This window comes from Vibrio sp. V23_P3S9T160, assembly GCF_963886625.1.
In the GTDB taxonomy this organism is placed as follows: Bacteria; Pseudomonadota; Gammaproteobacteria; order Enterobacterales; family Vibrionaceae; genus Vibrio; species Vibrio anguillarum.
This window is the reverse complement of the sequence record NZ_CAWPDB010000135.1, coordinates 1-13439: the sequence shown is the minus strand read 5'-3', so window position 1 is coordinate 13439 and position 13439 is coordinate 1. Positions and strand designations below refer to the sequence as shown.

Below are 13439 nucleotides of genomic sequence, written 5' to 3'. Positions count from 1 at the left end.
TTAACGCTCCGTTAATTCTGGCCATAATAAGGCCAAGTTCAAATGCTCTTCAATCGCATCCGCAATGCGGTTAATGGCTTGTTCTTTTTGCGCCACATGATCGTAATAACTTATATCAGCGGCACCAGCCCAGCGACAGATAAGCTCAGTTGCAGGAAAACTATCAAAAATTCCGTGCATGTAAGTCCCCAACACTTGCTGGCAATCACTTAATAAACCGTCACGGTTGCCATTGTCTAACGTGATGATTGCTGAGGATGATGCATCATCGAGCGTTGTGCGTCCAACGTGGATCTCGTAGCCTGAGACCTTCGCTTTACCTTGCGGTAAAATAAGCTCGCCTTGAACATTCCTGAGCGTTTTTTCAGCGGTGAGTTCTGTACTGACGTTCAACAACCCCAGTCCTTCACTTTCGCCCGCTCCACCTTCAACGCCGAGTGGATCGCGAATTACCCGACCTAACATTTGGTAACCACCACAAATGCCCATCACTTTGCCTCCGAAACGCAAGTGACGTTTGATATCCTGATCCCAACCTTGTGAGCGAAGATACGCAAGATCGTCCCTTACAGATTTACTGCCCGGAAGCAGAATCAGATCCGCATTTTCGATCCGTTCACCCTTTCCCACATAACGCAAGTCAACATCAGGATTTAAACGCAACGCATCAAAATCAGTATGGTTACTAATACGAGTTAACACTGGCACCACAATATTCAATTTACTGTTGCTGCTGAGGGTTTGCGCTTGAGTGATCGCATCTTCAGCTTCTAAATCAAAGCCATGTAAATAAGGCAGCACACCAATGACGGGTTTACCCGTTTTTGCTTCTAACCAATCAAGGCCAGATTGCAGTAACGCAATATCACCTCGAAAGCGGTTAATCACAAACCCTTTTACACGCAGCTGTTCCGATTCAGAAAGCAGTGCTAACGTGCCATACAGATGAGCAAATACACCGCCTCTATCAATATCGGCAATGATAATCACAGGTACATCGGCCGCTTCAGCAAACCCCATGTTAGCAATGTCGTTTTCGCGTAGGTTGATTTCAGCCGGGCTTCCCGCCCCTTCAATCATGACACTTTGATACTCGGCTTGTAACCGAGCGTAGGAATCAAGCACAGTATTCATCGCGACTTTCTTATAATCGTGATAACCCGTTGCTTCCATATTAGAGAGCGCTCTGCCTTGCAGGATAACCTGCGCACCCGTGTCTGAATTTGGCTTGAGTAATACAGGGTTCATGTGTACCGATGGCTCAACGCCACACGCTTGCGCCTGAACAGCTTGCGCTCTCCCGATTTCGCCACCATCGGCCGTCACCGCACTATTGAGGGCCATGTTTTGCGGCTTAAAAGGGGCTACTTTTATTCCTCGACGTGCTAACACTCGGCATAAGCCTGCAACCAGCACACTTTTTCCAGCATCGGAAGTGGTGCCCTGCACCATCAATGACCTTAATGTTGATTCCATATTAACTCTACGATAGGCGTTTGCTGCTAATCATACCGTCACAGCCACACCTCACTCAATAAAATGAATGGAATATTAATGTTCTACTCAGAGTGTGTTCAACATCTTAGTGTTTAAATCGCTTCATCAAAACAACAAACCCATAAAGGAATTAAAAATGAAACGTACAACACTAGCCATCGCAGCTTCGATGATTATTGCTCCTGTTTTCGCTTTTGCAGGTAACCATAACCAAAACAGTAATACTATCAATTACAATGGTCCTATCGAACTTACGTCTGTGGAATCGTTGCTAAAAGACACCAATATGTTTACAGAAAAGCACGTTGTGGTTGAAGGAAAGTTGATTCGTCAAATCAGAAAAGACACATTCGTATTCAGTGATGGCAACGGTGAGATTCAAGTAGAACTGGATGATGATATCCACTTCACAGCGCCACTCAATGCCGAGACTAAGGTTCGCCTTTATGGCGAATATGAAGGAGGGCTGACACCTGAAATCGAAGTGGATCAGATCCAAGTTCTATAATCATTACTGTTTATTGCCCTCTTGATGGTAAAACACAAAAAATAAGATGGATTTTTTTGTGAAAATGGCCTGTAATTTGCAGGCCATTGCTGTATCTTATTCAGCTTAATTTTCATCTTTTCAGGACGAAGCGTACATGTATAAAAAAGCGTACTCACTAGGCCTAGTCGGTTTGTCATGTGTTCTTTCTTTCTCTGCGCAAGCTAACAATTTTAACTACAATTTCTTTGAAGTCAGAACCGCTATCAGCCCTGAATCTTCAGGCGCAGAATTTAGTACATATTTAACCGATAATACACACCTGATCGCTCGTTATGATTCAAGGTTTGACGGTGATTGGGATGCCGCTGGCGGAATTGGCTTTAACGGTCCAATAAACCAATTTGCTGATGTCTACGGACAAATGCTTGTTCACCACATTAGACCTACCGATGAACAGGGTGGCAAGAACGAAACCCAAATGGAATTTAATATCGGTAGCCGAATCTGGTTATCGAGCCAAATTGAAGCCCATATAAAGATGGGTAAGAATGATGAACACTCGGTATTTTGCGCTGGATTACGTTTTCACTCTACCGAACAATTATCGCTAGGTGCAGAAACTAAAAATAATGGAGTTTACGGGCCACAAATTGCCATGAGTGTCCGTTTTCAGTTCTAAAACCAGTTATTGAACTAAGAAGCGCGAGATGGTTTTTAGAATACTACGCGCTTTTTCTTACAATATGAATTGCCCTACAAACTTTGACATGCTCCACGATATCAACTATTTGGAAGCGACTTCTCATATTTCAGCGATATACTATGCACTTAATAACTTATGTGTGCCGCTATGTTTCGCTCTTTCTATAAATACTTAGCTCAATGGCTATTTGTTAGTGTCGTGCTTGGGATTGTGCCCTTTCTTTATTTCGTCAAAGAATTCGACAAAGCTCACGAACAAACTGTGCAAATGATCGAACAAAAAAGCCATTCTCAACTCGAATACAATAAGCACGAACTGCTTACTGCGTTTAATGACGTTTACAATTCCACTCAAATATTGTCAAACAACACCATGTTGTATAGCGCATTACGTCTTCCCTCCACCGAGAATATCGAAGCGGTTCAGGAATTTTGGCTATTAGCGGCTCGTATTCAACCCCTTTATTCTCGGCTCAGACTTTTTGATATAGCGGGTAACGAATTAATTCGCGTGAATCAGAGTAATGAATCAACAGAAGTCGTGCCAAGATCTCAACTAAAAAACAAATTACACCGAGACTATTTTCATAGTGCGCAAAACCTATCCCCCAACCAAATTCAGATCTTCGGTGTTGATAATGAAAGAGAAGAAGAAAATTATGGTACTGCTTCCCCGATAACTACAGCATTTAGGATTATTGCACCAATAGATTTTGATGGGAAAATACAGGGCTATCTTGTCGCAACTCTTAACTTAACCCAGTCGTACAAAAAATTTAACCAGAGTTTAAACTCACTGAGCCGCCCAGACATCATCAGTTTCAAGGGTCAGTATATTCATCCTGAAAATGAGATGTTATCTCAGAAAGAAAACCCGCCGAAATACCACATGCTGAATATGAACAGTGTCACCCCTTTGCTATGGAAAAGTATGCAAGAGCAAACTTCTGGCACAGCATGGGATAACAACCGCTGGTATAGTTTTACTCAAGTTCCTTTTCAATCCATTTTCCCTGAAATGGAGCCAATTTACCTAATTCAGTCATTAAATGGTGATGCGCTCAATCAATTGCTTTCAGCCACAGAGCTAAAAATTAGCTTTCAAGCGGTTGGCATCGCGCTATTAGTAATGACGATTGCCGCTGGTTTTATTCGTTGGAACGCAAATCACGATAAAAACAGCATTGAGAGCAAACTGGCTAGAGCGGCAATGAATGGTATGTCCGCCATGGTGATTACCGATCGCAATAACCGCATTATCAAAGTGAATAATGAGTTTACCCGGATCAGCGGCTACACCTTAGCCGAAGTGAGAGGTCAACAACCTTCCGTTTTTTCCTCCGGCAAACACAATCAAGCTTTTTACATGAATATGTGGAAAGTGCTACAAGACGAAGGGTTATGGGAAGGAGAAGTGATTAATAAACGCAAAGATGGTTCTATGCAAACCGAGATTTTGCGAATTCAAACCATCCGCGATTCAAACGGAATTATTCAGTTTTATGTGGCCTCATTTGTTGATATTAGCCATCGCAAAGAGCTAGAAAATCGCCTGCGTGAACTCAGCGAGAAAGATGCGCTCACCAACATTTGGAACCGCAGAAAATTTGATCAAGAAATGCGTTCAGAATGCTTACGCGTAAAACGTTACCAAGCTCAAGTGCAGTCGTGCCTAGCCATTATCGATATCGACCATTTTAAACGCATTAACGATAAATTAGGCCACGCAGAAGGCGATAAGATCATTCGTTCTGTCGCAACACAATTAAGTGAGCACCTAAGAGAAACGGACTTTTTAGCTCGTATCGGTGGCGAGGAATTTGCCATCATTATGCCTCATACGCCTCTGGCAGAAGCTGAATTAGTCATGCACCGTTTACGAGTAGCCGTTCACTTAAATCATCGTTTAGAAGTGTCGATCAGCGGTGGCATCACCGACATTACAGAAAAACCAGAAGAAGTGTATAAACGGGCCGATATTGCATTGTATGAGTCAAAGGCATCGGGACGTAATCTTATCTCCGTATTAACCAGTGTCGAGATCGAAGAATTGGCTTAACGACTAGCCCCCTTTAAGTGCATTGAGGAATAAAACGGGTTTATTTTCGTGCAATCATCACAAACTCAGTTTGTAACATATTGTTCGCTATCATTTTTACTTTTGGCTTAAAACTTGTACTACTCTCTAAGATGGTAAAGAAATTGCACATACTTAGGGAGAAATAAGATGCAAGAAACACTAACCGTTGTGTTAGCGGGTGGCATGGGTTCGCGGTTATCTCCGCTAACCGACGACAGAGCAAAACCGGCGGTACCCTTTGGTGGAAAATATCGAATCATTGATTTTACACTCACCAACTGCCTACACTCCGGTTTACGGAAGATTTTAGTTCTGACTCAATACAAATCTCATTCATTACAAAAACATTTACGTGATGGCTGGTCTATTTTTAATCCAGAACTCGGTGAATTCATCTCTGTTATCCCCCCGCAGATGAGAAAAGGCGGAAAATGGTACGAAGGAACGGCGGACGCTATCTATCATAATATGTGGTTGCTTTCACGCAGTGACGATAAATACGTTGTCGTCTTATCTGGTGATCATATTTACCGGATGGATTATGCTTCCATGCTAGCCGCTCACAAACAAAACAATGCGGCACTGACTATCGCCTGCATGGATGTCCCAAGAGAACAAGCTTCTGCCTTTGGCGTGATGAATGTGGATAATGATTTCAAGATCACCTCATTCATCGAAAAACCAAGTGACCCACCCTCCATGCCCAATAATCCTCATCGCAGCTTAGTTTCTATGGGGATCTACATTTTTGATATGGAAGTATTAAAAAGTGCTTTGATTCACGATGCAGAGCTAGAAAACTCGAGCCATGATTTTGGCAATGACATCATTCCCAAATTGATTGAAAGCCATGCTGTTTATGCACATGAGTTTTGCGGTGACCGAGGGCGAGTCGCTAAAGATTGTTACTGGCGTGATGTCGGAACACTTGATTCTTTTTATAACGCCAACATGGATTTACTCGAACCCGTTCCACCAATGAACTTATACCAAAAAAACTGGGCCATTCGTACCTACGAAGCGCAATACCCACCTGCGCGCACGGTTTCTTCTGCAACAGGTAACGAAGGTATATTCATTAATTCGATCATTTCAAACGGTGTGATTAACTCTGGAGGTTCTGTACAACACTCCATTATTTCTTCAAACGTCAGAATTGATGATGGTGCAACAGTGGTCGATAGCATTTTATTTGATGATGTTGAAGTCGGCGCAGGGTGTCAGCTCATGAGATGTATTATTGATAAACATGTAAAAATCCCTCCACATACTCAAATTGGCTTAAACCCAGTTGAAGATGCCCAGCGTTTCCGTATTTCAGAAAATGGCATTGTTGTGGTACCCGAAAGTTATCAATTCTAAACCTATATTTTTTTGCCCACTCAATTTATCCCTCATTAAAATGAAGCCTTAGCACACGCTAAGGCTTCTTACTTTACACTGAGTTCAAAACATACCGATTAATCACGCTCGGTTATGGGCACGTTGTTGCATCCCAAAACCAATTTGACTGAGTCGGTGACTCCCAAACGCCAGGGTTGTTTTTGGCAATAAAACATTTCCCGTTGTAAATCACAACATCGCCAGTTTTCACCTGTGTGGATCCGGGAACCCAAGTAATGACATTGCTAGGATTCGTGGTACCACCGGTATCGCCACCGCCAGTATCTCCACCGTCACTGCCACCAGAAGATAGGTCAGCAAGTGGAAGATCCGGTTGTTCAAACTTGAAGGCGTAATCGACACCATTAATGTTTACGCTGTAATTTGCAGGCCCAGAAATAGGCAGATAGTAAACCATATCCAACTCATACACGCCGCCTGCGGGCAGAGCTTTCCAGTTCGGTAAACTAAACGCTACGCGGTGCATGACACCGTCTAAGCCACCGACGTTGTTGGCGCGAGTATGGCCAGAAGCAATCACCTTCAAGCCACCACCAGATTGGTCTTTAGCATTATCAGGTGCAGATACGGGGATATCAAACTGGAACTCAGTACCACCTGGGATCTCTTGACCGGTGTTGTTAGTAAAGCTGATTTTCGGATTGATTGGGTAGTTTTGATCACCCACCTTAAATCCACCAACGGAGACCGCGATGTCTACAGTTTCACTGGCAATCGTTCCTGTTGCAAGCGTGTTACCATAAGGCGTTGCCGACTTAAACTTGTCATAAATTGCTTTCGTCATGGTATTACCCATGTGGTATTCGCCATTTCCGCTTGCACAAGCTTGCTCTGTTGAATCCACTTGAGTGCGTTGACCATTAGCGTCCAAGACATAACAGTTATAATCGCCCGCTAACTCCCAAAACATGATGCCGCCGATCTCTTTATCGATGACATAATCGGCTTTGGTGTTGATAGACTCTTTATCTTCAGTAGATAAGAACACCCCTTTATCGGCATTCCACAGCCAAGGCGCGACGGCAACGCTGTCATAGTGACGTTGGTAAAGACCGACAAGTTGATCGGCAGGTTCATTCACTGGATCAAGATTATAAGCCTGGGCGTAAGAGCCCCAAATTCCCTTCTCTAGGTTTTTGGCATGCCACATTGGGTTTGAACCTGCACCCATCTCGTTTCCTTTCGGATCGGTGTCGTGCCACATGTTGTCAATACCCACCGCGCCGTGGCCACAGTTGTTTTTCTCACCCTCACCAGTGCCCGGAGCACATTCAGCTTGGTTAGGTAATGCCGCTCGCCCCCATAAACCATTCTCTCCACCCGTGACACCTTGCCAGCCGCGCGTGTAGTAAGGAACGCCGATGTTGATGCGCCCTGCGGGCATAGAGCCGCGGAAATAGTGATAAGCCCAGTCAGTGTTGAGGTAACCAATACCACCGTATTGAGCCGTACCATACACGTTCCACTGTGCTAACTCTGAATCTTTACCAGTGTCGTACAAAGCCGCGTTGTGACCCACGTGATCATTCCATGCGCCGTGTAAGTCATAAGACATGATGTTCACATAATCAAGATACTGAGTGACATCAAACGTCTCCATACCGCGCAATAGATAACCGGAGGAAGGTGCTGCGATCGTCAGCATGTAATGGTGGCCATCTTGTGCCGATGCTTGATCAAGCTTCTGACGTAGTACCTTCATTAACTCTTGGTACGACGCCCATAAATAAGCACGGCGAGGTTCCATAATCGCTTTATCATCTGGATTACCTGCGCCCGCCATTGAGGTTGGATATTCATAGTCGATATCGACACCATCGAATTGATATTTACGAATCATTTCAACAGCCGATGTTGCAAATTTTTCAATACCAGCGTGGTTGATAGAGCCATCAGCGTTGGTTGTCATCGTATAAAAACCACCATCAGCGACACGGTTGCCTGCCGTATCAAAGTGCCCGCCAGTTTCAGCCCAGCCTCCGATAGAAATTAAGGTCTTAACATCAAATTTTTTCTTCGCTGTTGCCAATGCACCAAAATGACCTTTAAAGCCTAATGCAGGATCAATCTCAACCCCTGGCCACTCTTTGCCCACTGCCGCATTATTGGCATCGTTCACATCTCCCACATTCACTTTGCCATCGGAACCTATGCTGACGAAGGCATAGTTAATGTGCGTGAGCTGCTCCCATGGGATATCTTTTACAAGGTAAGCCGATTGCGGATCATCACCCGCACGCCAACTGGTGAAATAACCGATCACACGACGTGGATGATCCGCCCCCATGATCTCACGACCTTCCGCATCGTAAACGGTGCAATAAGGTACATTCACACCTTCGGTTTGATATAAACCATCAGGACGACAATTATTAGCTATTGGCGCGCCATTGACTGTTAAAGTCGCTAACATGGAATCTGTCGTCGCACCGAGGTTATCCGTGGCACGTGCAAACACCGCCAAGCTACCCGCTTTTGCCGTGGTGTATTCTAAGGTATACGGGGCACTAGCAGCCGTTCCAACCAGCGTTCCCGCAACGAAGAAATCGACCTTATCGACACTTCCATCAGCATCAGCAGCGTTTGCGGTTAAGGTGACTAAAGCCCCCACGTCAACGGAAGCCGCAGAAAGCGTAATATCAACGGTTGGGGCTTGGTTGCCTGGTTGTTGTGCTTCTTTCACCGTTAAGGTCGTTGCACTTTTCGTACTGACATCACCTTTATCATCGATGGCTACAACACTGAATTCATGCTGACCAGCGGTTGCGACCCACGTGGCTTTATAAGGTGCCGTGGTGACTATACCCACAATCGCACCATCGACAGAAAACTCGACTCGAGCAACGCTGCCGTCACTATCAATCGCGTTCGCGCTTAATATTACGGTATCACCGACAGCAATCACATCTGATGCGGACGGTGAAGAGAGATTTGCGGTGGGTAACTGGTTCTCACCACCGGAAGTGGCGCAAACGTCCAACACTTTCCACTGGGCATAATCACCAGAAAAGTTGGCTGGATCGTTACCTTGAGTCCAATAGTTGGCTTGGTAGGCGGTACCACTGTGCTGAACCTTGTTACCGCCAGTATAAACTTTTGACGATTCCCAAGGGCTTAGTGTCGTGCAATCAACTGCTGCATAGCTGTTAAAAGCCATCAAGCAAGAGGCGGTTAAAGTGCTTAGCGTAAAAACGCCCTTCGCCACTTTCCTATTGTTTAAATGCATAGCTGCTCATTCCTTAAGTTATTGTTTAACTATAAAAAGCCTCGTGTCAAGAAGAAACCAGACTTTAATTCTCACGTGAAACAACTGTAGGACAGAGCGAAAAATAAGCACTTAAATTTGTTCAAATATCAAAAATCACTCGCAACAAGTTGCTCTATTTCTGCAAAATAAACACCGTTATTTTGCATCAACAACTAATTATTGATTAATTTTCCAATCCTAAAAAAAGCCCACAAATTGGAATAATATGCGGGCTATCTACTTGTTATTTGACTTACGCGCTATAGAAAATAGCGATTAATATGCAACAACACTGGTTGTTATGAAAATGTAGAATTAATCTTTATACGTTACCTAACGCTGTTCGCCTCTTGGTGTTTCATTAAAATGTCGCTTATATTCTCGACTAAACTGAGATGCGCTGGCATAACCAACTAAACGAGCTGCATCGTTCACACGCTTGCCTTCAACACGGATTAACTCTTTCGCCCTGTTAAGCCTGACCTTTTTTAAATATTGTAAAGGAGATTCTAACGTCACCAGCCTAAAAGCATGGTGAAACGCCGAAACACTCATATTGGCTTCTTCGGCGAGCAACTGGACAGTAATGGACTGATCATATTCTTGATGTACTTTGCTCAACGCTTTGGCTATCCGTGCGTAATGCCCTTCTTGATGGGCGAGATCAAAAAGCACATAACCATGCTCGCTGGTTAATGCCCGAAACACAATCTCCTCGACTAAGCTTTCGCCAAGCACTTTAGCTTCAAGATCATCAACCAATGCAGACATCAAACGAATCGCACTTGCTTGCATCTTTGCGCCCATTTCTACTGATTTCAGCCCGCATTTTGATTTGTCTATGCAATCAGACAAAAAACCAGAAGCCTCAAGTCGATCAACCTGTTTAAGGAGAAGTGAGTGATCGATATTAATAGTCAAGCCCAATAACGGTTCACTTTCTGACGCAAAAGCTTCGCACTCAAGTGGTAAAGGTACCCCAACAACCAAGTAATCATTGGGGCCATAATTTACGGGTTGGCTACCAATATGAATGCGTTTATGTCCTTGCCCCAACAATATGATACCGGATTGATACACAAGGGGTTGTCTACCATTACCGCGGCTGCTGCGATAAAACAATACGCCCGGCACTGCCGTTTGGTGAATACCTTCCAAATGATCTAAAGATTGTTTTTCAATGTATTGCTGCATCAGTTGCGCCAGTTTACTCATAATGCCCCCTTATCAAAACTGAAGGAAGAATACGACAATTAGAGAATTAGGCAATTAATTTCGAGAAATTGGTCTATATTGACTGGATAATTAATACTAATATGCACATCGTAAAACACTGCCTTGGAGGCGCCGCCTCCTTTTCTATAAGCAAAGGTGAGAATAATGAAATTTACTTATGTTAACCCTACTCTAATTCACTTCGGCCAAGGCCAAATCTCGGCGATCAGTCAGGCGATTCCAACTGACCAAAAAGTACTGGTGATCTACGGTGGCGGTTCGATCAAAAAAAATGGTGTTTATGACCAAGTCGTGAGTGCACTCACTGACCACCAATGGGTCGAGTTTTCAGGTGTAGAAGCAAACCCAACCAAAGAAACCTTAGATAAAGCGGTTGCTATCGTCAAAGAACAGGACATCGACTTTATTCTTGCCGTGGGTGGTGGTTCGGTTATCGATGGTTCAAAATACGTTGCCGCGGCGGCTAAATATGATGGGGATGGCTGGGACATCATGGTGGGTAAACATCAAGTTACTGAAGCTACGCCTATCGGTGCAATTCTGACTCTGCCAGCAACCGGTTCTGAATCCAACATGGGCGCGGTAATTACCAAAGCACAAACACAAGACAAACTGGCCTTTATGGCTCCAGCGGTACAGCCTAAGTTCGCAGTGCTTGATCCAGATGTAATGAAATCACTGCCTGAGCGCCAGTTGATCAACGGTATTGTTGATGCTTGGGTACACGTCTGTGAGCAATATTTAACCTTGCCAACCAATGCGATGGTTCAAGACGGCTATGCCGAAACTTTACTTAAAAACTTGCTGGTATTGGGTCAACAATATGACCAGCGTGATAATGATGGATGGCGAGCAAACCTGATGTGGACAGCGAACCAAGCACTAAATGGCCTGATCGGTACTGGCGTTCCACAAGATTGGGCGACTCATATGATTGGTCACGAGTTCACCGCATTATGGCATGTTGATCACGCCCGTTCGCTAGCGATTGTGCAACCTTCCCTACTGCGCAATCAACTTGAGAACAAACGCGCTAAACTTGAGCAAATGGGCAAAAATGTCTTTGGACTCAATCAAACTAGCGATCTTGCCTTACGCACAATCGATGCGATTGAAGCCTTCTACCACAGCTTGAATGTTCCAACTCAATTTGCGGATCATAACAGTAGCAAGCAAGCGGCCATAGACGCAGTTATCGCTCAACTGAACGCACATGGAATGCTTGTTTTGGGTGAACAGCAAGCCATCACGCTTGAAAAATCACGGGAAATTTTGGAACAAGCTATCATTTAGCCTCATTTTTTAGACGAGTGAATAGTGATTTCCACATTCCAATAGCATAGATTCAGCTACATCAAGCAGCGCAATTGGGCGCTGCTTTTTTTGTACTTTTTTTGTATTGGATACTTTATGTAGCGGCCTTTCATTACCATGCCAGCATTATCAAACTGATCCACCAATTCATCATCTGCTTGCGATTTATTTTAAAAAATCCATGATCTAACCGATTCTGCTAGCAAAACATATAAATCGCTATCTATTGGAAGAATACATTATAGTGTTATTATTGCGTTGCATATCAAATATATAAATACCATCTCCAGAATATAATAATTTTATATTTTCATTATGGCTGTATGCGGTTCTTGCTTTCAGCCTTATAAATAACTCAGCACTATCTATATCAACCACTGATACAGGATTAAATTCACTCATACTATAAGTGAGAATATAGTCACCTCGTGCATCACCTTCTTTTATCTCTCCTTTCGATGAAAAAACAGCAATATCATCAATACCTATAGATTGTAAATATGTTTGGCTAGTAAAGTCGTTGTTTTTTATATTAGTAGATATTTTTATGTGTGATACTTCCTTTGAAGTATTGATAACATAAAGTGACGCATAGTATTCACTTGATTTGGAATAATAATGTTTATAACACAAGGATATAATAAGGGTTATTAGACTAATGAAAATAAACATTATAGAACGCATACATATTTCTCTTTTTCTATTGCACCTTTTATGACACATTCAGCCTTATCTAATTCTTCAAGGCGAAATGTGAAGGAGAGAGCGTGCTTGCCTATGTTATAAGACAAACTTATTATACTACCTGTCAAATCATAAAAAACAAGTGATCCACTTGGGGCTAGCGATATAAGATTAATTATTTTCGATGGGATATTTAGATCTTTATTTTTAATTATTTTATATTTTTTACCTTCAATATTAATTGTAATTTCCTCATAGCCAACATTAATAAAACTAGAGTCACGATCATAAATAACTTCATACAGTGTCGCAAGAGACATGAATAACAATACAAAACAAACCAGATAAGAAATTATATTCTTAAATCTAACATTTAAAGAAGAACTCTTATACTTGATAAATGCCCTAGCATCCAAACCCTCACCAATGACCCTAGCATTTTCAATAACACTAAAATCTCTAGCTTCATCACATTTTTTTTCATAAATATTAGACTTTAAGTTCAAACGATAGCCTAAGCGAGGAATTGTTTGAATGACATCATCATGAAAATGACATTCTCTAAAAACTTTTCGGAGATTTGAAATTGATTTAGCTAAAGAGGTTTCTGCAACAACTCTACCGGTCCAAGAATATTCTATGATTTGGGTTTTACTTACTATATTACCGTTATTTTTAATAAGGAAATCAAGGATTCTCGCTTCTGTATACGCGAGTTGATAGATTTTTTTATCATAAATAAATTCAGAGTCAGTGACCCGAAACTCCAGCATACCATCCAATAT

At 42.9% G+C, this 13439-nt stretch carries 10 protein-coding genes; 5 read left to right on the top strand and 5 right to left on the bottom strand.

All coding sequences use genetic code 11. The annotated features are described in order from the left end of the window. Positions 1-1476: a cobyric acid synthase gene (locus AACU59_RS11500; RefSeq protein WP_017047220.1), complete on the bottom strand. Its 1476-nt coding sequence runs from the start codon at positions 1474-1476 to the stop codon at positions 1-3. A gap of 157 nt (positions 1477-1633) precedes the next feature. On the opposite strand from AACU59_RS11500, the gene AACU59_RS11495 reads away from it, so the two are divergent. The 4 genes from AACU59_RS11495 (at position 1634) to glgC (ending at position 6131) form a co-directional block, all read left to right on the top strand. Then, positions 1634-2005, top strand: a complete 372-nt coding sequence (locus AACU59_RS11495; RefSeq protein WP_141195601.1) for a YgiW/YdeI family stress tolerance OB fold protein — start codon at positions 1634-1636, stop codon at positions 2003-2005. A gap of 136 nt (positions 2006-2141) precedes the next feature. Beyond that, positions 2142-2666 (top strand): hypothetical protein, encoded by a 525-nt coding sequence (locus tag AACU59_RS11490; RefSeq protein WP_094145138.1) that lies wholly within the window; start codon positions 2142-2144, stop codon positions 2664-2666. Positions 2667-2837: 171 nt separating this feature from the next. Then, on the top strand, positions 2838-4748 hold the full coding sequence (locus AACU59_RS11485; protein WP_094145139.1) for a sensor domain-containing diguanylate cyclase: 1911 nt from the start codon (positions 2838-2840) through the stop codon (positions 4746-4748). A gap of 168 nt (positions 4749-4916) precedes the next feature. After that, positions 4917-6131, top strand: coding sequence for a glucose-1-phosphate adenylyltransferase (gene glgC / locus AACU59_RS11480; protein WP_094145140.1), 1215 nt, complete (start codon positions 4917-4919; stop codon positions 6129-6131). Between the two features lie 112 nt (positions 6132-6243). Here glgC and AACU59_RS11475 read toward each other — a convergent pair whose 3' ends face one another. Next, the gene (locus AACU59_RS11475) at positions 6244-9399 is read right to left on the bottom strand and encodes a chitinase C-terminal domain-containing protein (RefSeq protein WP_094145141.1); all 3156 of its coding nucleotides are present in this window, start codon (positions 9397-9399) and stop codon (positions 6244-6246) included. Between the two features lie 354 nt (positions 9400-9753). Then, positions 9754-10635, bottom strand: coding sequence for an AraC family transcriptional regulator (locus AACU59_RS11470; protein WP_094145573.1), 882 nt, complete (start codon positions 10633-10635; stop codon positions 9754-9756). 165 nt (positions 10636-10800) lie between these two features. Here AACU59_RS11470 and AACU59_RS11465 point away from each other — a divergent pair, with 165 nt between their 5' ends. Next, positions 10801-11949 carry an iron-containing alcohol dehydrogenase gene (locus tag AACU59_RS11465; protein ID WP_026029117.1) on the top strand — a complete coding sequence of 383 codons (1149 nt, stop codon included), beginning with the start codon at positions 10801-10803 and terminating at the stop codon, positions 11947-11949. 240 nt (positions 11950-12189) lie between these two features. Here the strand turns inward: AACU59_RS11465 and AACU59_RS11460 are convergent, their stop codons facing one another. Both AACU59_RS11460 and AACU59_RS11455 read right to left on the bottom strand, forming a co-directional pair. Further along, positions 12190-12654, bottom strand: a complete 465-nt coding sequence (locus tag AACU59_RS11460) for a hypothetical protein (RefSeq protein WP_161437602.1) — start codon at positions 12652-12654, stop codon at positions 12190-12192. Further along, positions 12642-13439: winged helix-turn-helix domain-containing protein (locus AACU59_RS11455; RefSeq protein ID WP_202598795.1), on the bottom strand; the 798-nt coding region annotated here is incomplete at its 5' end. The genes AACU59_RS11460 and AACU59_RS11455, both read right to left, overlap by 13 nt.

Coding starts and splice junctions, on each gene's coding strand:
- AACU59_RS11470 (WP_094145573.1), bottom strand. CDS start 10,635: ATGAGTAAACTGGCGCAACTGATGCAGCAATACATTGAAAAACAATCT.
- glgC (WP_094145140.1), top strand. CDS start 4,917: ATGCAAGAAACACTAACCGTTGTGTTAGCGGGTGGCATGGGTTCGCGG.
- AACU59_RS11490 (WP_094145138.1), top strand. CDS start 2,142: ATGTATAAAAAAGCGTACTCACTAGGCCTAGTCGGTTTGTCATGTGTT.
- AACU59_RS11500 (WP_017047220.1), bottom strand. CDS start 1,476: ATGGAATCAACATTAAGGTCATTGATGGTGCAGGGCACCACTTCCGAT.
- AACU59_RS11475 (WP_094145141.1), bottom strand. CDS start 9,399: ATGCATTTAAACAATAGGAAAGTGGCGAAGGGCGTTTTTACGCTAAGC.
- AACU59_RS11460 (WP_161437602.1), bottom strand. CDS start 12,654: ATGCGTTCTATAATGTTTATTTTCATTAGTCTAATAACCCTTATTATA.
- AACU59_RS11465 (WP_026029117.1), top strand. CDS start 10,801: ATGAAATTTACTTATGTTAACCCTACTCTAATTCACTTCGGCCAAGGC.
- AACU59_RS11485 (WP_094145139.1), top strand. CDS start 2,838: ATGTTTCGCTCTTTCTATAAATACTTAGCTCAATGGCTATTTGTTAGT.
- AACU59_RS11495 (WP_141195601.1), top strand. CDS start 1,634: ATGAAACGTACAACACTAGCCATCGCAGCTTCGATGATTATTGCTCCT.